20 protein-coding genes and 1 pseudogene are annotated in these 21651 nt (G+C 39.8%); 18 read left to right on the top strand and 3 right to left on the bottom strand.

Annotated elements, in window-relative coordinates; all coding sequences use genetic code 11:
• Positions 1–446 precede the first annotated feature (446 nt).
• The 4 genes from B9A32_RS16545 to B9A32_RS16530 all read left to right on the top strand — a co-directional run bounded on the left by B9A32_RS16545 (position 447) and on the right by B9A32_RS16530 (position 8317).
• Positions 447–2219, top strand: a complete 1773-nt coding sequence (locus tag B9A32_RS16545; RefSeq protein ID WP_084071049.1) for an N-acetylglutaminylglutamine amidotransferase — start codon at positions 447–449, stop codon at positions 2217–2219.
• Positions 2220–2431: 212 nt separating this feature from the next.
• Positions 2432–4174: an N-acetylglutaminylglutamine synthetase gene (ngg, locus tag B9A32_RS16540; RefSeq protein ID WP_084071046.1), complete on the top strand. Its 1743-nt coding sequence runs from the start codon at positions 2432–2434 to the stop codon at positions 4172–4174.
• A gap of 100 nt (positions 4175–4274) precedes the next feature.
• Positions 4275–5633, top strand: coding sequence for a glutamine synthetase family protein (locus B9A32_RS16535; RefSeq protein ID WP_084071044.1), 1359 nt, complete (start codon positions 4275–4277; stop codon positions 5631–5633).
• Positions 5634–6130: 497 nt separating this feature from the next.
• A complete protein-coding gene (locus B9A32_RS16530; protein WP_084071041.1) occupies positions 6131–8317 on the top strand; it encodes a KamA family radical SAM protein in 2187 nt (728 codons plus the stop codon).
• A 255-nt stretch (positions 8318–8572) separates the two neighbouring features.
• Here the strand turns inward: B9A32_RS16530 and B9A32_RS16525 are convergent, their stop codons facing one another.
• A complete protein-coding gene (locus B9A32_RS16525; protein WP_084071038.1) occupies positions 8573–9481 on the bottom strand; it encodes a homocysteine S-methyltransferase family protein in 909 nt (302 codons plus the stop codon).
• Between the two features lie 360 nt (positions 9482–9841).
• On the opposite strand from B9A32_RS16525, the gene B9A32_RS16520 reads away from it, so the two are divergent.
• From B9A32_RS16520 to B9A32_RS16485, 8 genes are all read left to right on the top strand, one after another.
• Positions 9842–11134, top strand: coding sequence for a cation diffusion facilitator family transporter (locus B9A32_RS16520; protein ID WP_084071035.1), 1293 nt, complete (start codon positions 9842–9844; stop codon positions 11132–11134).
• A 533-nt stretch (positions 11135–11667) separates the two neighbouring features.
• On the top strand, positions 11668–12072 hold the full coding sequence (locus B9A32_RS16515) for a hypothetical protein (protein WP_084071033.1): 405 nt from the start codon (positions 11668–11670) through the stop codon (positions 12070–12072).
• A gap of 15 nt (positions 12073–12087) precedes the next feature.
• Complete coding sequence (locus tag B9A32_RS16510) at positions 12088–12477, top strand: HEPN domain-containing protein (RefSeq protein WP_084071032.1); 390 nt, start codon at positions 12088–12090, stop codon at positions 12475–12477.
• Positions 12478–12579: 102 nt separating this feature from the next.
• Complete coding sequence (locus B9A32_RS16505; protein ID WP_139795867.1) at positions 12580–13305, top strand: hypothetical protein; 726 nt, start codon at positions 12580–12582, stop codon at positions 13303–13305.
• A 20-nt stretch (positions 13306–13325) separates the two neighbouring features.
• On the top strand, positions 13326–13877 hold the full coding sequence (locus B9A32_RS16500; protein WP_084071030.1) for a hypothetical protein: 552 nt from the start codon (positions 13326–13328) through the stop codon (positions 13875–13877).
• A gap of 30 nt (positions 13878–13907) precedes the next feature.
• Positions 13908–14147, top strand: a complete 240-nt coding sequence (locus B9A32_RS16495) for a hypothetical protein (protein WP_084071029.1) — start codon at positions 13908–13910, stop codon at positions 14145–14147.
• A gap of 130 nt (positions 14148–14277) precedes the next feature.
• Positions 14278–14646 carry a hypothetical protein gene (locus B9A32_RS16490; protein ID WP_139795866.1) on the top strand — a complete coding sequence of 123 codons (369 nt, stop codon included), beginning with the start codon at positions 14278–14280 and terminating at the stop codon, positions 14644–14646.
• A gap of 459 nt (positions 14647–15105) precedes the next feature.
• A complete protein-coding gene (locus B9A32_RS16485; protein ID WP_084071027.1) occupies positions 15106–15480 on the top strand; it encodes a helix-turn-helix domain-containing protein in 375 nt (124 codons plus the stop codon).
• 347 nt (positions 15481–15827) lie between these two features.
• On the opposite strand, the pseudogene B9A32_RS22595 reads toward B9A32_RS16485, so the two are convergent.
• Positions 15828–16171, bottom strand: a pseudogene (locus B9A32_RS22595) (transposase); the annotation flags it as partial.
• Here B9A32_RS22595 and B9A32_RS21885 point away from each other — a divergent pair.
• Positions 16152–16361 (top strand): hypothetical protein, encoded by a 210-nt coding sequence (locus B9A32_RS21885; RefSeq protein WP_212637983.1) that lies wholly within the window; start codon positions 16152–16154, stop codon positions 16359–16361. The pseudogene B9A32_RS22595 and the gene B9A32_RS21885 overlap by 20 nt on opposite strands.
• On the opposite strand, the gene B9A32_RS22480 is transcribed toward B9A32_RS21885, so the two are convergent.
• Positions 16289–16441 carry a hypothetical protein gene (locus tag B9A32_RS22480; RefSeq protein WP_332308530.1) on the bottom strand — a complete coding sequence of 51 codons (153 nt, stop codon included), beginning with the start codon at positions 16439–16441 and terminating at the stop codon, positions 16289–16291. The two genes, B9A32_RS21885 and B9A32_RS22480, sit on opposite strands and share 73 nt — an antisense overlap.
• A gap of 409 nt (positions 16442–16850) precedes the next feature.
• Here B9A32_RS22480 and B9A32_RS16470 point away from each other — a divergent pair, with 409 nt between their 5' ends.
• From B9A32_RS16470 to B9A32_RS16455, 5 genes are all read left to right on the top strand, one after another.
• Positions 16851–17831, top strand: coding sequence for a nuclease-related domain-containing protein (locus B9A32_RS16470; RefSeq protein ID WP_084071022.1), 981 nt, complete (start codon positions 16851–16853; stop codon positions 17829–17831).
• Between the two features lie 189 nt (positions 17832–18020).
• Positions 18021–18557 (top strand): dihydrofolate reductase family protein, encoded by a 537-nt coding sequence (locus B9A32_RS16465; protein WP_084071019.1) that lies wholly within the window; start codon positions 18021–18023, stop codon positions 18555–18557.
• 318 nt (positions 18558–18875) lie between these two features.
• Positions 18876–19028 carry a hypothetical protein gene (locus B9A32_RS21160; RefSeq protein ID WP_212637978.1) on the top strand — a complete coding sequence of 51 codons (153 nt, stop codon included), beginning with the start codon at positions 18876–18878 and terminating at the stop codon, positions 19026–19028.
• Positions 19029–19477: 449 nt separating this feature from the next.
• Positions 19478–20704, top strand: a complete 1227-nt coding sequence (locus B9A32_RS16460) for an AAA family ATPase (RefSeq protein WP_084071016.1) — start codon at positions 19478–19480, stop codon at positions 20702–20704.
• On the top strand, positions 20698–21348 hold the full coding sequence (locus B9A32_RS16455) for a DUF4276 family protein (RefSeq protein WP_084071013.1): 651 nt from the start codon (positions 20698–20700) through the stop codon (positions 21346–21348). The genes B9A32_RS16460 and B9A32_RS16455 overlap by 7 nt, the downstream gene beginning before the upstream one ends.
• The last annotated feature ends 303 nt before the right edge of the window (positions 21349–21651 follow it).

The following is a 21651-nucleotide window of genomic DNA, read 5'->3' as shown; positions in this document are numbered from 1 at the left end:
ACGTGGGCCATTTTGTAATAAAATTTCAGAGTTAAAAATTAATAGCTGTAATTACAGCACGTTGAAGTCAATAGAATTTTATTTCACGTATAGTGGCCCAGCTTATGATCAACCCCATTAATGTTAATAGCAAAAATTTGGCAAATCAGGCATCCTTCACAACTACTGTGCACTTTTTTTGCTCATCTCCCGTTCTAAGCCCTATCCTAAACCGCCTAAACTGCCCGCGCAAAAAAGACATAGACAACTATGCTTTATTTGTGAATATATTTACACTCAAAAGCTATTTTATTACAAAATATTGCATTGTATTAGAGGGGATTGGTTGACAAAAAACATAGAACACTATAGAATATTTCCAAAAACATTGAATCATCTGAGGGATCAAGACAAACAAGAAAATGAATTGATATTTATGAAATCAATCGTAAATTACTGGAGATTATATGTGTGGTATTTGTGGTGAGCTTTTTTTTGACAACCACCTTGCAAACGAACAATCCGTAAAAATTATGAACAAGGCAATGGGTGACCGGGGACCTGATCATGAAGATATTTACCATGGTATCTGGACTTCATTTGGCCATCGCCGTCTAAAAATAATAGATTTAAGTAATGCGTCCAATCAGCCCTTTATTGATCCCAGTTTAGGCATGACCCTTGTTTTTAACGGTGCAATATACAATTACAAGGAACTTCGCGCAGATTTAAAGCAGATGGGATATGCTTTCTATTCAAAAGGGGACACCGAGGTGATCCTTAAAGCCTATCATGCCTGGGGTGAAAACTGTGTTGAAAAATTCAACGGAATGTTCTCATTTGCCCTTTATGATCAAAACAATAATAGCGTCTTCATGGCCAGGGACCGCTTGGGTATCAAACCGTTATATTTTTATAAAAGCGAAAACAGTTTAATTTTTGCATCTTCCCTTCCTGCACTTCTGAAAACCGGAAGAATCAAATCAGATATCTCAACAGAAGCACTTCACTATTACATGTCACTCCATGCTGTTGTGCCAGCACCGCACACCATCATTGAGGGGATAAAAAAACTTCCACCGGCAACGGTGATGACAGTCAAAAAAGATGGCACCATGATTCAGCGTGCTTACTGGAATCTGAATTTTGACCGCGATGCCGAAGAAGAAAAATACAATTTTAATGATTGGAAAAGATATCTTTCTTTTACATTGAAAAACGCAGTGAAACGACGTCTGGTGGCAGATGTCCCGGTTGGTGTGCTTTTATCTGGGGGCTTGGATTCAAGCCTGATTGTCGGCCTGCTTGCCCAAGCAGGTCAAAAGGATTTAAAAACCTTTTCCATCGGCTTTGAAAGTGTGGGCGGTGAAAAGGGTGATGAGTTTCAATATTCGGACATTATTGCCCGGCACTTTGGCACAGACCACCATAAAATCACAGTGGATTCAGATCAGGTGTTGCCGTCAATGGATGCCTGTGTAAAAGCCATGAATGAACCCATGGTTTCCCATGACTGCATTGGTTTTTATTTGTTGAGTCAGGAGGTGGCCAAACATGTCAAGGTGGTTCAAAGCGGCCAGGGGGCAGATGAAATTTTTGGCGGTTATCACTGGTATCCGCCCATGCTGGAAAGCAAGGATGCTGTTCAGGATTACCGAAATCTTTTTTGCGACAGAAGCAATGATGAATTTCAGAATATTGTCCATGAAAAATTCCAGGGGCTTGATTTTACAACAGAATTCATTGAAAAACAGTTTTCAATGCCAGGCGCCGGTATTCCCATTGATAAGGCATTGAGGATTGATTCCACAGTTATGCTGGTGGATGATCCTGTGAAAAGAGTGGACAGTATGACCATGGCCTGGAGTCTTGAGGCTCGTGTTCCTTTTCTGGATCATGAACTGGTTGAATTGGCCGCTAAAATGCCAGCTGAATACAAAGTTGGCAATGGTGGCAAATATATTTTAAAAGAAGCCGCACGAGAGCTGATTCCCAGTGAGGTGATCGACAGACCCAAAGGGTATTTTCCCGTGCCCGCCCTAAAATATATACAGGGCAAATACCTTGATACCGTAACGAAGATTTTAAAAAGTGAAGCGTGCCGGTCCAGGGGAATTATCCGCAATGAATACATGGATGTTTTGCTCGAATCTCCTGAAGCACATATAACTCCCCTGAGAGGATCTAAATTGTGGCAGGTGGCCCTGTTGGAGTTCTGGATGCAGAAAAATGGAATATAGCCGCCACGGGCGGTCCGTATTCTGTCCTTGATCCAACCACAACAAAAGTTGAAAACCCTGTGGTTCACAACCATTTTTCATACAACTTCAAAAGTAGTTTACACTTTTTGGTCAACTTTTCCCGGGGAATGGGTATCTCTGTCTGAAAAGTGTAAAGCAGGAATGAAGGATGCCGGTTTACACGGTTTTTTCATATAAAGGGGGGGCAACCCATGGAAAGAGCAAAATACAGAATTGATAAAAATTATGGTCAATCGTTGAGAAATTGGGAAAAAATAGAAAACCCAACCACCAAGAAAATGACACCCAATTCATTTTCTGAAATGGGTTGGGGAAGATTGGTATTTGCCCATACATTCACATCTAATGATCAAATAGTAGAGACCATGTGTTTTCAAGGAGCTGACAGCCGGGACATTGCCATGTATGTTATTGATCCGCATGTTATTGTATCCATGGCACACGATAAATTGTTTCTTGATCCATCTCATACCTATCGGTTGTGGCATTATGATTATAGAAATGACAACTCAAAAAAGAATCCTGCTTTTTCAATAAATCGACTTTCAAGGGAAGGAGAGGCCCGGCAGGTCAATGATATTTATGCAAAATGTCATATGAAAGGTGCAGACCCTGGTTTTCTTCTGGAAAAACATGCAAACAAACTTAGAACCTATTTTATTGCAAAGAGAAAGCACGACGATGGTGTGATTGGCATCGTTACCGGTATAGATCATGTGGAAGCGTTTAATGACCCTGAAAACGGATCCAGCTTATGGTCCCTTGCGGTTGACCCCCAGGCCGGTATTCCCGGTGTCGGCATCAGCCTGGTCAGACAGCTGGCAGCGCATTATTTTACAAAGGGGCGCGCTTTCATGGATGTCAGTGTCATGCACAATAATACCCATGCGATTCTTTTATATGAAAAACTGGGTTTTCAGCGAATCCCTGTCTTTTGCATCAAACGAAAAAATACGATCAATGAATCCTTGTATATTACACCAGATAAAACCTTAAAACAGCTGAATCCCTATGCAAAACTGATTGTGGATGAAGCCAAGCGGCGGGGGATTGTCACTAATATTGTTGATGCCGATTATGGTCTGTTCCGCCTCAGCATGGGAAGCCGTTCCATCACATGCAGAGAATCCTTGTCTGAAATGACTTCTGCTGTTGCCATGACACAATGTGATGACAAAAGATTGACCCGGAAACTGGTCCAGAAAGTTGGCGTGACTGTACCGGCGCAGATAAAGCACGTTGATCATGAAACAGATCTTGCGTTTTTAAGAAAGGTACAACGGGTTGTGGTGAAACCGGCCAGAGGGGAGCAGGGAGCAGGGATCAGTGTGGATATTTCAGATCCAGATGAATTAAAGGAAGCGGTTAAAAAGGCTGAAAATATTTGCTCTGACGTACTGATAGAAGAGTACATTCAGGGTGAGGATCTGCGCGTCATTGTCATTGATCACAAAGTTGTTGCAGCGGCTGTCAGAAAACCTCCGGCCATCACAGGCACGGGCACATACACCATCTCAGATTTGATTGAGAAACATAATCGAAGAAGAATGGCCGCCACAGACGGTGAAAGCAAAATACCCGATGATGATGAAACACTGAGGTGTCTGAAAAAAGAAGGGTATGATTACGATTCAACTCTTGAAAAAAACGAAACAATTGTTGTAAGGAAAACAGCCAATCTCCATACAGGAGGAACAATTCACGACGTTACTGATGAACTTTCAGATGCGCTCAAAGAAGCATCGGTAATAATCAGTGAAACTTTGAATATCCCCGTTACCGGCCTTGATTTTATTGTCCCGGACATACGCCTTAATGCATATGCGTTTATCGAAGCCAATGAAAGACCGGGGTTGGCCAATCATGAACCCCAACCAACAGCTGAGCGTTTTATTGATCTGCTGTTTCCTGAAACGTTAAGGCAGCCCAAATGATTAAAATCGATAAATGTTATTTGCTGAATCAGTTGGTGTCACTGCTTCAAATTCCAAGCCCTGCAGGATATTTACCCTGTTCTATTATGGCATTTGCAGAATGAAACAACAAAAGGAGAGAGAAAGAGTGGAGGAAGAAAACGAGAACGACCCAATGGGTGCAGTGGATTTTACAAAAATATTTTTTACGGATATCAACGGAAGACTCATGAATTTATTTGTCAATCCGCTTATGGTCGATAAAATGAGTAAAACCGGTGTCGGGTTTGACGGCAGTTCCATTGCCGGTTATACCTCTGTGGAAAACAGCGATCGCCTTCTGGTTCCGAGCTTGTCTACCTACAATGAAATTGATTTCGGAGACAAAACAGTGGGATTTCTTATTGGAGACATTTACGACGAAAAGGGTAATCCGTCTGGAACAGATCCGCGTCATCTGCTGAAAAAGGTTCTAAAAAAGGCTGAAAAAGAATTTCAGGTTCGATTTACTGTGGGACCCGAGCATGAATTTTTCCTGTTTAACGGGGAATCGGCGGCAGCAGGCACAGACCCTGAAATGTGTGTTTTGGAGCATTCTGACGATATCGGTTATTTTGTTTCCTCCCCCACGGACAAAGGTGAATCCGTTCGCCAGGACATTGTCAATGTATTGGCCGGGTGCGGCATCCAGTATGAAAAGACCCACCATGAAGTCACCCCTTCGCAGCACGAGATTAATTTAGAGTGCACGGATGCCCTGTCAGCGGCGGACCGTACCTTGCTATTTTCATATGTGGCAAAACAGGTCGCCGAAAAAAACGGTTTTACCGCCAGTTTTATGCCCAAACCCTTTGAGAATTATAATCGCAATGCCTTTCATATTCATCTGTCCATGCAGGACTTTGAAGGTAATAATCTTTTTTATGATGCCACTTCAGAACATCAGTTAAGCGATCTTGCCCGGTACTTTATCGGTGGTATTTTAAAATATGCCCGGGAAACATCCATTATCATGGCCTCCACGGTAAACTCCTATAAAGCCTATGTCATGGGAAAAGAGGCACCGGTTGTCAGGGGCTGGGGCCTTCGGAATCGGAGTTCCATGGTTCGGGTTCCCTACACCCTGTCACCAGAAAGTACCCGAATTGAGCTTAGAAATCCTGACCCTGCCGGCAATGTTTATCTTCAGATGGCGGTATTAATTTCAATGGGGCTTGCCGGCATGAGGGAAAAGCTCGATTGCGGCATGGCTGACAAAGGAAGTTCCTACAATAAGGAGCACGGGTTGAAGGTCTGGGATGATGACTTTTTGCCCAGAAGTTTTTATGAAGCCCTTGTGGAGGCCGAAGACAGCAGCTTTTTAAAAGAGACCATGGGAGAAGCGATTTACAAAAACATGATGACGCTCAAGCTCAAGGAATGGGAGGAGGACAGGGTTCACGTTACACAACGGGAACATAATAAATACAGAGACGTCTGATTGTATCTCGTCAGTCATAAGTTCTCTGCACGCCTTGTTCAGATATAGGCTAACCGACTGAAATCATTAAACTTGAATTTTAATGATTCATTTTCATGGTGATAATGATTTCAACAACTTATGAGAACTTATGACTCTGGAGATTGTATTAAGGCTATTTTTGTTAAGGGAATCAGCAATTTTCAATCTATCATTTATTCGGGATCTCATTTATGTAAAATAATAACCAGAGATTGTTAAATGGTAAATCAGTAAGGTCTGACTCCCTAAAGAACATACCGGTTTGATTGTATTTTTATTTATCTTCTGCACTGGGCCGTTTATACATAGAACGGCCCCTCGCCTTGAATATGAATAAAAATTCTGCGCATTCCGGTATGTTCTTATCAACCAAAAGCCCAAAAAAAATCAGTTGTTTTATTCGGGAAAAACAGAGCATCTGTACATCATTGTGCTTTTGTCCTTTTCCCCGCTATATTCAAAAAAAGAGGTTTAATATGCCAAGACATGTAAGATTAGATAAGGTTATTGTCCCCGTTAAATCCATAAAACTGTTAAAACGACTTCTCAATGAAAACCCTGTATTAAAAAAAATAATGGCCCATTCACCCACCCATGAAGATGCCAAAAAAAAGATTAAAAAATGGGTGCTGGATACCATCAAGGATAAAAAAGCGGTATATCAATTTTATAGGGATATACCCGAACCTGATTTCAATATCAATGCCCTTGACTGGAATGATATTGCGGCCATCAGAATCCTTGATTATATTGATCATGCCGGGGTAGATATTGAAAATCCTAATTTCAAAGATGTATTAACAGAAAATGATCCCTTCAAATTGCTCTGGCTGGCCATACACAGAGGCACCGGGGGAGCCCGTCCTGATTTCTTTGACGATATGATTCACCTTTTCCGGCAGTTCAACGGCAAAGAAAAACGGGAAATCCCCGCAAGAGAAGAGATCGAAGAATGGATGGAGCTCTACCCGTCAGGATTAGAACCCCAAATTATTCAGCTCAGGGAAAAAAATAAACGACGCATATTAAAGATCATCATCGCCAAAATGGATGAAGGGGAAATAAGTGATCCCAAATATTTTTTTGAACTGGGATTAACCGAAGAGGAAAAACTCAAAACAGCCTTTGAGTGGTGGAAAGAAACCAGTTTTCACTTGAAATTTGCCGTGCGAAATCCTGATCTTCTTGATGAACTTTTAAACCACTCCCTGGACCCCATCACCATGGAGGTGCTCCATGATGCAGAGGAAAAAGGGATTCCTTTTTTCATCAATCTTTATTACCTTTCGTTGTTAAATGTAAATGCGCCATGGTTTGCTGTGGGGGCTGAACTTGCCATCAGAGATTATGTAATCTACAGCAAGGAACTTGTGGAAAATTTCGGGAGCATTACGGCATGGGAAAAAGAAGATACGGTTGAACCGGGCAAACCCAATGCCGCAGGCTGGATTCTTCCTTCCCGCAATAATGTTCACAGAAGATATCCGGAAGTTGCCATTCTCATCCCTGATACCACGGGCAGGGCATGTGGTGGTCTTTGTTCCTCATGCCAGAGAATGTATAACTTTCAAAACGGCATTCTCAATTTCAACCTGGATGAGTTAAAACCGGATGAATCATGGTCAGTCAGGCTTGAAAAATACATGCAGTATTTTGAAAAAGACGCCCAGCTCAGGGATATCCTTATCACCGGCGGTGATGCCTTTATGAATTCCAACAGATCGTTAAAAAAAATTCTTGAGGCTGTATATAATATGGCTGTCAGAAAAATTAAGGCCAATAAAAAACGCCCTGACGGTGAAAAATTTGCCGAAATACAGCGGGTTCGGCTGGGCACAAGAATTCCTGTGTATCTCCCCCAGAGAATTAATCCTGAATTGATAAGCATACTCAAAGAATTTCGGGAAAAAGCAGTAAAAATCGGGATCTGCCAGTTTGTAATTCAAACCCACTTTATTTCGCCCATGGAAATTACACCCGAGGCCCAAAAAGCGGTTCAGAGAATTTTATCGGCCGGCTGGATTGTGACCAATCAGCATGTTTATATTACGGCAGCATCCCGACGGGGACATGGTGCAAAATTAAGAAAAGTTTTAAACGATATCGGCATCCTTCCTTATTATTCCTTCAGTGTCAAAGGCCATAATGAAAATCTCTATAATTTTGCCACAAATGCCAGATTAATCCAGGAACAAAATGAAGAAAAATACATTGGCATGATTCCAGAAGAATACCATGAAAAAATTAAAAATTTCGCTTTTGATCCTCCCCGGATGGTTGAAAACATCATTGGTTTAAAAGAAAAACTTCAATTGCCCTTTCTTTCCACGGATAAAAGTGTGCTCAACATGCCGGGAGTGGGCAAAAGCATGTCCTTTCGAACCATCGGCATCACAAGAAGAGGCAGACGGATTCTTCAGTTTGATCATGATCCCAGTCGTCTTCACAGTCCCATTATCAATAAAATGGGAAAAGTCATCATTGTAGAATCCAAAGCGATCAATGACTATTTACATCAATTGAGCAATATGGGGGAAGACATTTCCGATTATAAGAGCATTTGGGGGTATTCCATCGGACAATCGGAAAAAAGACATTCTTTGTATGAGTATCCTGATTACGATTTTAAAATCACTGAACAATACAGCAATATCCAAATTTAATATTATTGCATCTCAAGTTTTAGAGAGATTAACCATGCAGATGTTTTCTCCCACTGCATTGTCATCACTTAATTTCAGGATTGCCGGTTTTCAAATATGCCGAGGGGGGGGGCTTGATTTCATGTTCGTCCACCGTTGGCAGCATGTATCAGGTGTAAAGAATTAATTATTTGAAATCATTTACAATATTAAATCGTTGGGTGTCTTGTGCATATGCACTGGGCAAAGTTAGAACCAAGCCCCCGAGCGGCATATTCACTCCGAAATCTTGGCCTTGAGCATGCACTGTTTTTTGACTCTCGTCTTTTCAATTGTTTGACGAATATACTCCGGTGTCGTGCCGCAACAGCCCCCCAGCACTTCCACTCCCAACTTTTTTATGGCATACATATTTTCAGAAAAAGTGCGGGCATCTTCACTGTACCGGGTTTTTCCCTGCCGAACCACAGGGGACCCTGCATTGGGTGCCACCATCACCGGAGTGGAAACAGCCCTTCGCACCTCCTTTGCCAACAATACCATGCGGTCACTTCCCAGGGAACAATTGGCCCCCACCACCAGGGCATTGGCATCTTTTAATGCGTTCATACTGTATTCCACAGAATCCCCCATGATGGTTGAAAATCCCTTTGGGTATTCCTGAAAAGTCATGGACGCAAAAACAGGTAAATCACTCACTGACTGAATCCCCTGAATGGCCGATATAATTTCTTTTAAATTAAAAAAAGTCTGCACTAAAAACAGATCCACTCCCCCTTGGACCAGGGCCTGGGCTTGGGCTGCAAAACAGTCTTTAACAGCCTCTTCTGATATGGTGCCACCGGCCTGAATCAACTCTCCGGTGGGGCCGATATTACCGGCCACAAGGCATTGATCCTTGGCTATTGATTTTGTGAGACCGGCTGCGACTTTGTTGATTTGCTCTGTTTTTTTATCAAGCCCGGCTTTTTTAAGCTTAATGGGATTACCGCCAAAGGTATTGGTGATTAAAACATCAGCCCCGGCATCGGCATAGCCCTGGTGAACCTTTATAATTTCCTCCGGCCTTTCAAGCACCCATGTTTCAGGAACGGTTCCGCTTTCAAGCCCGGCCTGAATCAGCATGGTTCCCATGGCACCGTCAAACATTAACCCCTGTGTTTCAATATTTTTTAACAACGACATTATAAAAATTCCTTTTTGTCCACAACCTGGCGTTTCATCCCTTTAATGATATGGTAGTAATCCTCTTCCACGGCTTTCTTATAATTTTTAACAGCAAGCTTCAAGGCTTCAATTTCTCATTATCCATATTATGCTGAGGAAATTCGGAAGGTCACCGGGCGTGCTCTGCTTGATGTTACCACTTTGCTTAATGGTGCCTGGGCTTCTCTTTTGCCCATGCAAATATGACAAAATTCTAATCGTGGCGCTTATATCATGGCTGATCTCGCTTGACGAAAACTAATTTAAAGGAGTAGTATCGAGAGGATGAAATAAAATTCCAAGATCCATTTAATACTTTAAACCCGGGAATAATGAATCATGGAAGACAAAGTAAAAAATTTAAAAAAAGGCCGGACCGTTGCCTTTATTTCGGTGCTCATTTCCCTTGCTCTTGCCATCATGAAAGGCATTGTGGGGTATCTTTTTAATTACCAGGTACTCATTGCCGATGCCATCCACAGCGCTGCAGATCTCATGACCCATGCGGCATCCGGTTTTGGCCTCTGGATTGCCTCCAGGGGCAAAACCACCCGATTTCCCTATGGGTTATACCGCGCCGAAACCCTTGCCTGCCTGGTGGTGGGAATCTTTATTTTCATGGCCGGGATTGATCTTTTCAAAGATGGCATCCATAAATTATTCCATCTTGGCTCGGTGACCTCATTTCCCGTATTTCCCATTGCTGCCAGTCTTATTTCTTCCATTGCCGGGGTGATCATTGCAAAAATGGAATCCAGTGTAGGCCATGCCATTGGCTCACAATCATTAATTGCCAGTTCCAAGGAAGCTTTTCTGGATATATTCACCTCCCTTGCAGTGCTTGTGGGTATCTTATTAGTCTATTACAGAATTCCCTATGCCGAAGGAGTTATTATTATCATAATTTCCCTGGTCCTGGTGAAAATCGGTGCTGAAAATGCCTGGATTGCCCTGCTCATTTTATTGGACGCCAACCTGGACCCGGATCTGGAAGAAGAGATTGAAGAAAAAATAAAAAATATCAGGGGAGTTAAAGGGGTTGGCACCGTCAAAATCCGTCAATCCGGTCCATTTAAAATGGTTGAATGCGTCATCATAACCCGCCCATTGCTCTCTTTATACAAGGCCCATGAAGTGACAGACAAGGTGGAGCAGATGATTGCTGAAGAATATGAGCACATTGAATCCATTTTTATCCATGTTGAACCGGAAAAAAAGAAAAATCTTCGGGCATTGATTCCTGTGACAAAAAATCTGGGTATGGACTCTGTGGTGGATCATCATTTTGCCAGAGCCGCCGGTTATCTTGTTTTGAAATTAAAAGAGGAAGAGGCAGAAATTATAAATTTTTATGAAAATCACTTTTTAAAAAATAAAGAGCATCTTGGTGTAAAAACCTCAAGATCGGCCATTGAATATGAAACAGATATACTGTTTGCAGCAAGCATAGGAGAAATATCCTTCCATATATTAAAATCCAACATGATTGATGTGTTCAAGGCCGAGGCGGGTAAGTCGGTAAAGGAAACCATTGATGATTACTACACAAAGAAATTAACGCGACTGGAACAACCGGTTCACTTAATTGAGGAATCACAAATTTCAAAAATGACGCCCCGGAGGCATCATTAGCCCTGCCCTTCCAGAGGGAGGCTGAATACAATATCAATAATTCAGGCATCTTTCATATCCCTGCAAAAATATTTTACACTTTTTTTGACCCTTCCTGAAAAAATGAGATTGCTTTCAAGAAATTTAAAACAATTTTGAAGGAAAGCAAAATTGAATACTACAATTGTTATTTTCACTTGAAAAAAATGATAATCGGAGTAATGTGTTTTGAGTAACAAAGGGAAAAAGAACCTCTCCGGTTCGGGTAGTTTGGTTCTTTTCCGGGATTTGGGCTGGGAGATGGTTGATTTTTTTATTTCCTTTGGTTAATGCAAAATCAATGAAATAGATGTTCCTTCATTTTCTCCTGAACCCATCTCAATATTGCAATAAGTGGAAAATCTCAAGCTGGAAACGCATAGATGGAAACGTTTTCCAGTTTTTTGACTTAATATCACAATAGGTGGACAATATTGGCATCTATTACACCCAATAGCATGGAAAATTTCCACTTATTAATACTGTTCGGTTCTTAATTAATATTGGAGACAATAATGGATGCATCATGGATATTTATGGTAGCCATATGGGCTTTTTTCGAGCTTGTTTGCTGTTTGATAAAAGTGGGTTTTGCAAAAAGAATGAAAATAGCTGCTATTGGTTCGACGCTAGTCGTATCGGGGATAATGTTTGATGGCATGTCAAATCCAGGCGCAAACCCTGTGTTCCTCTTTATGACAACTTTTTTTATGTTCGGTACTCCAGCAGTCATCATTTACTTTTTTCGTTTAAAAGCGGCAAGAATTGCCAATACAAGTCTTGAATCGAAAAAAAGAACCCGAACATTTACACTCATATTTAAATTAACAAGTCAGTTTCTTGCCATAATTATTGGCTTTGTCCTGAGTATGATATTGGTAGTCGTCGTGTTTGGCAGCTTATATTTATCCGCAAAGTAAATTGGAGCGTGTTTCGTGCAGGAGAAGAAAGCAAATAACTCAGAAGCATATTTCTTGATGAGCATGGCATACCTGGAACTTGGAGAAGTGGCAGCTCAACACCAAAACGAAACAGGAGAATATCAAAATGCTGTCGCATACCAACTTTATCATGCGTTAGAAATATTTCTAAAGTATGCCATTCTGAAAAAGACAGGAAGGCATAAAAAGGGACATGATCTCAGAGTGTTGTTCGAAGAGTATAACAATTTGTATGCTAAAAAAATATATCGTATAGAAAGTCCCTTTGATTTTACTACTTATGACGCAAGTGATTTAAATATCGGAGAAGAAGAGATGTTCAATAATCATTTAAATCAATTCAATCCCCAAATAATGGATCAGCACTTAAGGTATCCCCCCTGACAAAAAAACAGGAGGATATTCATTCAGGATTGAGAACGATATTTTTTCAAATATGAAAAATAAATTTCTGGAAATATACGGTGAAATAAATTGGGCAGATTTATGTTTTACTCCCTTTCTTTGTTTTTATTTTTTTTAACATCATTAGCATCTGGCAGTGAGCTTGATACAAAAATAAATAATCTTTTGCTTACCATTTCAAGCGATTTAAACAGCAAATGCCCGATAAATGTTGATCGTTTCATAATTTTAAAAAATACTGTGGTGGATGGCAAAATGTTTATTTATCGCTATTTAACCGATTTTCAGGCCATGAATCAATATATGTTTGAAACTTATGGTGCAAAAACCACGACTGCAGACTGGGAGGAAGGTTTCAAGAAAAATGCTATAAAAGAAGATTGTTCAGACCCAGATGATCCCTTTTTTGCTATTGGTGCTACTATAGGCCGTTATTACTATGATGAAAATAATACCTTAAGAATAAAAATTGAAACATCCAGAGAAGACTGCCCAAAAATAACAGATAATCCGTGGGCTGTTGGAATGTATGCCTTATTACCCAAGCTTGTTTGTCAAGATAATCAAATCTATAGGCAATGCTATGCTGTATCTCAAAATGAGTGTGAAACAGCAATGAAATCGGCAACCGCAGATTGTTTGCAAAGATATTTAAGTGAGCTACCACCTGACATAAGTACTAATAAAAAAATCGGACCACATTGGGGAGAAATTGTTGGGGCATGTGCGATTGAGAAGTATATTTCAAGTTTAAAGAACAAATTTACAAATACTAATGAATGCAACAATATGAATAATTGGAAATAAATATCGGTTGAGGAAATTCTATGAGTAAAAAAAATACTGTGTCTATTTGTTTATGCTTTTTTTTGATTGCTACTTATGTACCTTATTCATCTGCTTCTATGTTTGATGATATTACGTCAGGTGATATTGCGCATGTTTTGGATAAGCGGAAAATAAGGAAATGGAACCAAGAAAATAGAAAGAAATATAAAATGGGCGAGGAAAAAATGGGTTGCCCAGGTTTTCCTATGGAATGGTTGCCAAAAGAAGGACGGTATACAACTCCACATGATTGTTATTTCACTGCAAAATTTACAAACAACACATCAGAATATATTACATATATTATTGTCAATATAAAATTTTTCAATAAAACAACTAACACTCTTGTTGTTCAAAAAAAAGAAACATTACCAATCTCAGTTATGCCTACCGTTACCAAAACTATTCAAGTTTATTTTGATAATGATCTTTTTTTGAAAGCATACAAACAGCTTGGTGACGATTTTTCGTGGAATTATGAACTTATAGGTTGTTTGCCTAAAGATTTGGCATATTTTACTTACCCATATGAATATAATTGGCTTGAATAGCCTTTATTACAAATATAAAGAGGTAAATATATGATTTTTGAATACAAAAAATTGATAAAACTTAAATCTGAGGAAGGCACTCTTTCACATTCAGAATGTGTAAAACTAAACGATTATTTAGCCACGTTATCAGTCGAAGATATCGAAATGCCTGACAGAAAAAATGTTTCTGAATATCTCTTGGTTGCTCTTAATATGAACAGTGTTGAGATTCAATTAATTCCATCATTAGAAAAATTAAGAAATGATTTGCAAGAATCTTTAAAATAAGGATATTAGCAAAATTTGGGGTTGGTCATATGTAACCTGTAAGTTGGAGCGGACACGCTCTTGAACTCTTGAGGCGGCATGATTGTGTTGGAAGCGTTCCGCTCAACTTAAATGTTTTCGCAATAAAAAAATGATAAATTTAAAATTCAAAAAATCTTATGTTTCAATCAGTGGTGATTATTATCAAATTAAATTTGATGATGAACCAGATGAACCTATAGATGTTGATCAAGTAATGGATTCACTTGGACCGTATTTTCTCATTCAGTTCAATTTTGAATTTCCAGGAAGCGATTATTACATCGAAAGTGACGATGAAGCTTTAATTGGGCATTATGTTGTGAACAGCGTAATTTTAGGCCATCGAACATTCACAATCAAATATGGCATTGATGATAGATTCATTGTAAAAATAGAGTTTGGGGCTACGGATGAAGAACAAAATGATTTAATAAATGTCTCAAAAGAAATGTTTTTAAATGTGCAAGTTAAGGGATAATAAAATGCGAACAAAACGCTGCAGCTGACCGGGGGGAGCTAGCGGCTTTTCGAAAGCCCTTGGATTTCGAAAAAACTTGGCTTTTAGAAAGTGCTCGGCTATATGCCCCCCCCGGCCAGCTGAGCTCCCCGATAGGGTGGACCGCTCCGCGCTCCACCCTATCGGGCCGGGCTGATCAACGCCGTGCACAGGTTCCGCGCTACGCGCTCCACCTATCCACGGCGTTGAAGCCGTCTCCGATTCTCAGCCTTGAAAAGAAATAAAAAGCCATTTCTTTTCAAGGCCTGCGAGTCTCGCGGCTTAACAGCCCGGCCCGTTAGAAAATATTATTAGAAATAAATTAATTTCAAACTTAAACTTAAACTAAATTTAAGTTTAAGCTTGACATATAGAATACCATAGGTTAACTTTTGTTCACATTAAGCCACTCACAACTTAAACCGTGAATAAGGAATTATTATGACAGGACAAAAGTTAAAGAAGAAATTAAAAGCATTAAAAATGAGTCAAGTTGAGTTCGCATCAAAGTGTGGAGTATCAGACGTACAAGTGTCAAAATGGATCAATGAACATATAGATGTTCCTCATTATGCTATTACCATAGTAGAAATGATTGACGAACTGAAAACAGAATCTGCAATAAACAAGCTTAAAGCATTAGCTAATACAGTTTCTGATGGTCATTATACAATTTGCAAGTTTACGACAAACTATCGGGTTGGTTTGGGCACACCAGCAGATAGAGACTTTATTGATAAAATGGCCGATGGAAATAGTATCGAGGAAGCTATTTTAAAATTGTTGGATCGAATACGTGAAGTAGCTTGGGGATAGATATATAAGGAAGTTATCTATTAAATTAACAAATTTCTAACAAAATAAGGATTAGTAACCGTGCTGAGGCACGAAGCTCGGTACTAATCCTTTGGTTCAAGAAGCTGCGGGTGTATAGGGGGAAAGGTTACCGGTTTTCTGGATGGGTTAATGATCAGGTCTGATGAAAATTAAAAAAACGGCCTTTCTTTTGATGTGAAAAACAAAAGTCCGGCCGGTTTTCAGCGGTTAAAACCCGGTTCAAAACTTTAGGTATCTGCAATATTGCGCAGGGATAGCGCAACATGCCTGGTGATAGATCGGCCTGTTTGTAAAGGAGGCAAAATCCGGGTAAAAAAATTGTGCAGTTACCCGGGTTTGCCCCGGGATTCCGGTTTTACAAAGAAAATGAATTTCAAATCATGTCCGCAATGGCTGCATTTAAGACCGGGGATTGCAGGTTCCCGGATTTCAGTAATTTCAGTAAAAAGCGCAATAATGTCATGGATGAATGAAATCAGTTCACGGATTTTTTCAATGGGTAATGCACTGTTGGGATTAAGAAATCCATAATGCCGGATTTTCATAATCCCTTGGGAAGAACATGCTGCAAAAACCGTCTGATAAATTCCATGGCATCCAGAGCCATGGTTTTCCATTTTTTCTTTTCACGGTCTTTGTACGAAAATTTAATGACACCATTTTCAATGCTTTATTGGTGCATGAAAACAGGGCGCTGTAAGCTTGTCTCTGATGTGATCTTACAACTTCCCGAAGACCTTGCGGGAGCCCCCTGTGTCAGAATAGTTGGTAAGGTCTCCTCCCGCTTTCATTGGATTTTGTTGAAAATGTTCCAGGATCTGACCAGGGTTCTGCTAAAAAAATGCTGGATGCCGGAATAACTGATACGTAGTGTGGCTGCACTCCAGCCAAGCTCGTTTTGGCAGCTAAGCCAATATTGACGTAGCTGTTCTTCGCTGATATCTTCTAAGGGGTGATTGTAAAAACGCTACAGCTTTAAAACTGCGCTGGTATAGGATTGAATGCTGCGGTCAGCGTATCCTGCTAACTGGAGGTCTTCTTTAAAACGTTTGATTAATTTGCTCATGGTATCTTCCTTTCTTCTTTAACCTTGTCGGGTGGAAGATACCATGAGCAATGGAATTGAACAATGCTGCGAGGCGGAATCTGCGCGTAGCGCTTACTTGAACCAACAGCTCAAGAGGGACCGGGAAAGGCCGCGGCGTTTTTGGTCGAATTCAGTTTACATAAATTTCGGGTTGTGAAAAAGGTCTTTGGTTCTCATTTCCCGGCCCCTTAGCAGTGGCGTTAGGTTTTGGGGTATCATTGTTTTAAACTTTACATAAGGTATATTTTTACGGGTAAATGTTTTGATTATAAAAGAAACAGATAAAAAAAAGGTGAATGGTAAGTTTCAACAGTTTGGATATGATGCTGAAAAGCAAATGGCTTATTATTTAATGCGGGCATTTGAAAAGGATAAGGTCATTCGCGTCATAAATGATTTAAGGCTTGAAAAAGACGGTGTTGTTGCCCAGATTGATCACTTAATCATTCACAGCTTTGGGTTCATTATCATAGAATCAAAAAGTGTCACAACCGAAGTATCCGTTAATGAGCATGGAGAGTGGGCCAGGTATTTCAACAACAAACCCAAAGGTATGCCATCTCCCGTGAACCAAGCCATTCGCCAGGCCGATTTGTTAAAACAAATTCTCATGGAAAACAATAAAGATATCATGAAAAAAACCATCATTGGCCAGGGCTCAAGTGGAAAACTAAAATATGATGTGTTAGTTGCAATTTCAGATAGTGGCATTATCAAGCGGGGAAAAAATGTTAAACAGGATGAGGTTCTGAAGGCTGATCAAATTACAGATAAGATTGAAAAAACCATAGAAAAATATGAGCGAGAAAACAATAAACTCTTCAGCCTGAAAATGAATATGCATTTATCTGATGAGAGTCTGACCAATATCTCCAAATTCTTGTGTAAATCACATAAACCTTTGGGAAGCTCCAGCAAATCCCCCGAGCCAATGCAATATCCAAAAAGAACTACACCTGGTGATTCGCACCCCGTTGCCATGACTTCGAAAGAAAACCCAAAAGTACAAGACCTATCAACAAATCAGGCACATTGTTTAAAGTGCAATTCCCAGAATATTAAAATAGCATATGGGAAATATGGCTATTATTTTAAATGCCTTGATTGTGATGGGAATACGGGCATTAAACTGAAATGCAAGGACAATTCCTGTAAACCCAGGTTAAGAAAGAGCAAACTCCTATTCTTTAAGGAATGTGCTGTTTGTGGAACCTCTGAATTATTTTTTGAAAATCCAGAATAAAGCCAATATAATTGATTATTTGTTTGAAGATGCTTTGCCAGTTAGGATACAATTTGCAGCATTCTATGGACTGGGGAAGCGTCTCATGGAACTTGCCTTGGAGCCGTTTTCCGCGAAGGCTATTGGCGCGGCTGATTAGCGCCGTTATGCATCAACAAAACAGAAACAGTTTAAAAAGGGTTATTATACATGAGCAAAATACAGGTCTACTGCGCAGTATCCCTGGACGGTTTCATAGCTGGACCTGAAGATGATTTGAGTTGGCTTGGCGAACCACCCCCAGAGCAGACATGTGACCCTGGAACGATTAGTTTCGAAGTATTTTTGGAGCAGACAGGTACACTAATAATGGGACGGCGTACATTTGATGTCGTAATGGGGTTTGGTGGAGATTGGCCTTACGGCTCCATACCGGTTTTGATTGCCACGACTCGGCCTTTGCTGGATGTTCCTGCATCGGTATCAACCTGTAAAGGGAACATTAAAGACCTTTGTGAACAGGCAAAGCAGATGGCAGGCGACAAGAATGTTTATCTTGATGGAGGGAACCTAATAACCCAAGCTTTGGACGCAGGTAGTGTTGAAGAGATGATCCTAACAGCAATCCCCGTTCTTCTCGGGCAGGGAGTGTCTCTCTACCAAGGCAAACAAATTCATCATTTCAACTCGAAATACTTGGGCAAGCTCGGCACAATGATGCAGACCAAATTTACGAATGTCGAGTAGTCGGAGTGCATAATCGGGTAGCCGGGGGGTTTAATCCCCCAGCCCCCACAACACCCTGCGTGCGGGTCCGCACAGGGCGTTTAATCAAGAGTACCGGGCCGTAACCGGATAAATTGCTTACGAATGGTTTTCCCATCATGCGCCTGTACACTACTCATCCATTCGGATTCATTGTATGTACAGAGTAAATGGATACCTTTTCCTTCGCTCCTGACTTTCAGCCCTTCACCATGTCCAGGGCATTACTCCCGACGTTTGGCGACTATGGCATATGCTGACTTCTGCCCTGTCTCCAGACAAGTTACCTTGAAAGGCGCAATGAAGTTTCTTTTGCAGGTGCTGCCCGTTGTTTGTATCTCATCACCGTCGGCAACAGCCGGTGATGCCTGGACCTTGGTATTCCGGTATGGCCCTGCCCGGGAGTTATTGCAAAAGAAAATCAATGCATGCAAAGCAGATCTCCCCGGATAAGAACGTGAACTGTCACTACACAACCGCAGCATTTACCCTGTCTCCTGAATCTTGGGCTTTGACATGTTGTGCAGGCTTACCCGGAGACCAGGCCTTATATGCTGTTTCTGTTCGTCGGCTCATAGTTTTGCGCTCCAACTTCCTTCAGACGGTTCCTCACGGTTCCGCTCTTGTTTTCGGATAATACTTGTGTTAACTGTAACTTGGTTGATAGGATTCACGTATAGGGGACTTGCATCCCATAAGTTCACGCCCATGCCGGGCGTACCACAAGGTACAGAAACGGACACCGCAAACAGATCAACCAGACTCAGTCTGCTTGATCTGCGCACGGTGCCGGTCAGCACCGCGATTATGTTTTTTTGCATCATTTTGCGATTCATAGTACAATTTCGATTATTTTTGGCTAAAATCAAATTTTTATTCACTCATGCAAAAGAGCACAATTTATGATTTCTAAAATAATATTAGAAAACTTTTTTAGCTTCAATCAATCAACATCTATTGAATTGAACTCTGATATCAATATTCTCCTGGGTATTAATGGGAGTGGAAAATCTAATTTTCTTAAAGCAATTCACCTGCTTCAAGAAAGTATAGTTGGTGATGGGCTCGAAAAAATATTGTTAAAACACTGGAGTGGTTTTGACTCCGTTGTAAACTTTAACAGGGAGGAAAAGGATTATATAAAAATATCCTTCGAGTTTGATAAAGATGCTATAGAAAAAGCAATAAACAAGCAAGGATATCGTTTTCACAAAAACCCGATTTACGAAATAACAATATGTAAATCCGGGATGACTTCATATTACTTAAAAGAAAAATTATATTCTAAAAGCAATAGCAAATATGAAGATGATTTTATCTATATGGAGATGGATAATGCACAGGGTATTATTTCTACACGAGAAAAAGGGCAAGTCGGGATTAAAAAATATCCACAAGAACACAAACAAATAAGTTTTAAACCAACTGAACTTGTTCTAAGGCAAATATCTGATCCTGATAGATTTTATCCACATTTTACGTTAAAAAGATCAATAGAAGAGTATTCAGTTTATTATCATTTTGACACTGGTTTTAATAGCATAATTCGACAGCCGTCAAGTTATGGGACTGAAGTAAAACTATTACCAGATGGTCAAAATCTCGTAACAATTCTCAATAACATCAAAAATAATCATTCATTTCATTATGATAAGATTGAAAAAACTATAAATAAGATTAACCCTTCGTTCAAAGATATAAATTTTGCTTTTTTGGGATCAAAAATTTACTTAGTTCTTCGCGAAGAGCAACTTTCAAAATCCGTATCTATTGACCATATTTCGGATGGGACATTGCGCTATTTAATCTTATTGTCAATACTATTCAATCCTGAACGAGGCAATATTGTATGTATTGATGAACCAGAAATAAGTCTTCACCCCGACATGATAAATTCAATATCTGACGCAGTAAAGGAAGCATCAAAAAACACCCAGATGATAATAACGACCCACTCTCCATTATTGCTTAATTCATTTGAAATAGAAGATGTTTTAATATTTGAAAAAAACATAGATAACGAAACAATGGTCTTTAGAAAAACTATTGATGAATTTGAAGATTGGATTGAAAACTTTATGGTGGGTCAAGCTTGGCTGCAAGGGCTTTTGGGTGGGAAGCGATGGTAGAAATAACAATTTTTGTTGAGGGCGTTAATTCAATAAATTCATCTGTATTAACGGCAGACAGCAGTATGTTCTTTCGGGAAAATTTTCACAAATTATTCTCTCAACAATTACATCCTACAGAATTCGATTTAAAAATAATTTCTTTTGGAAGTGTTACTCAAACTAAAAGCAAATTATCCCATATTGAATCGCGAGGTTTGAATGGTGTTATTTTAATCGATTTGGATGCACAGAAAGAAGAAAAAAACGATAGGCTCAACGATAACTACTCTGAATTTAACACAGACATAATCTTTTTTATGATACAGGAAATGGAAGCTTGGATTCTATCTCAAACAGATAAAATTGAAATATTCGGTAAAAATGAAAATTTGATTCGTAAAAGAGATGGGATTATTAGTGATAATCAACTAATAAAAAACAAGCATCCAGAAACGATAAAAAAACCAAGTAAAAAATTAGACACTATTTTGCGACAGTGTTTTGATGTTTTAAAAGTTAAAGGTTCAAAAAAACGGGTAACTGGAAAACGATATTTAAAATCTAAGGATGCTCCGAAATTGATTGGACTGCTTGATTTAAGTGAATTAATGAAGACATTTGATGAGGTGGATCGACTTGTTAACCATATAAAGTCATTATAAAATTTCAATATTAGCTATAAACATAATCGGGTAGCCGGGAGTTTTAATACCCCAGCCCCCACACCACCCCACAAGCGGGTCCGCATAGAACACAAAACCAAAAAAATTGCATTCTCCCACTGGTGCTACTTTGCTTTTTTTTTCGTTGACCTGAAGCCGAAGCTTACGTTTAAGGAATTTTTAAATATTGCCCATAACACAAACGCTATCGGGTCAACCCCTTTTTTATGGAGAGTTTTATCTCGTAGTTTTTTATTTATTTTTACTCCAAGTTTGAATTGTTGAAAGCACAAAATTGTTCAT

The sequence above is a fragment of the Desulfocicer vacuolatum DSM 3385 genome (genome assembly GCF_900176365.1).
Classification (GTDB): Bacteria; Desulfobacterota; Desulfobacteria; order Desulfobacterales; family Desulfobacteraceae; genus Desulfocicer; species Desulfocicer vacuolatum.
This window is presented reverse-complemented; position numbering and strand designations above follow the sequence as displayed.

Bases quoted from the DNA above. Each gene is read 5' to 3' on its own strand.
- B9A32_RS16545 (WP_084071049.1), top strand. From the start codon at position 447: ATGTGTGGTATTTGTGGTGAGCTTTTTTTTGACAACCACCTTGCAAAC.
- ngg (WP_084071046.1), top strand. From the start codon at position 2,432: ATGGAAAGAGCAAAATACAGAATTGATAAAAATTATGGTCAATCGTTG.
- B9A32_RS16535 (WP_084071044.1), top strand. From the start codon at position 4,275: ATGAAACAACAAAAGGAGAGAGAAAGAGTGGAGGAAGAAAACGAGAAC.
- B9A32_RS16530 (WP_084071041.1), top strand. From the start codon at position 6,131: ATGCCAAGACATGTAAGATTAGATAAGGTTATTGTCCCCGTTAAATCC.
- B9A32_RS16525 (WP_084071038.1), bottom strand. From the start codon at position 9,481: ATGTCGTTGTTAAAAAATATTGAAACACAGGGGTTAATGTTTGACGGT.
- B9A32_RS16520 (WP_084071035.1), top strand. From the start codon at position 9,842: ATGGAAGACAAAGTAAAAAATTTAAAAAAAGGCCGGACCGTTGCCTTT.
- B9A32_RS16515 (WP_084071033.1), top strand. From the start codon at position 11,668: ATGGATGCATCATGGATATTTATGGTAGCCATATGGGCTTTTTTCGAG.
- B9A32_RS16505 (WP_139795867.1), top strand. From the start codon at position 12,580: ATGTTTTACTCCCTTTCTTTGTTTTTATTTTTTTTAACATCATTAGCA.
- B9A32_RS16500 (WP_084071030.1), top strand. From the start codon at position 13,326: ATGAGTAAAAAAAATACTGTGTCTATTTGTTTATGCTTTTTTTTGATT.
- B9A32_RS16495 (WP_084071029.1), top strand. From the start codon at position 13,908: ATGATTTTTGAATACAAAAAATTGATAAAACTTAAATCTGAGGAAGGC.
- B9A32_RS16490 (WP_139795866.1), top strand. From the start codon at position 14,278: ATGATAAATTTAAAATTCAAAAAATCTTATGTTTCAATCAGTGGTGAT.
- B9A32_RS16485 (WP_084071027.1), top strand. From the start codon at position 15,106: ATGACAGGACAAAAGTTAAAGAAGAAATTAAAAGCATTAAAAATGAGT.
- B9A32_RS21885 (WP_212637983.1), top strand. From the start codon at position 16,152: ATGACACCATTTTCAATGCTTTATTGGTGCATGAAAACAGGGCGCTGT.
- B9A32_RS16465 (WP_084071019.1), top strand. From the start codon at position 18,021: ATGAGCAAAATACAGGTCTACTGCGCAGTATCCCTGGACGGTTTCATA.
- B9A32_RS21160 (WP_212637978.1), top strand. From the start codon at position 18,876: ATGAAGTTTCTTTTGCAGGTGCTGCCCGTTGTTTGTATCTCATCACCG.
- B9A32_RS16460 (WP_084071016.1), top strand. From the start codon at position 19,478: ATGATTTCTAAAATAATATTAGAAAACTTTTTTAGCTTCAATCAATCA.
- B9A32_RS16455 (WP_084071013.1), top strand. From the start codon at position 20,698: ATGGTAGAAATAACAATTTTTGTTGAGGGCGTTAATTCAATAAATTCA.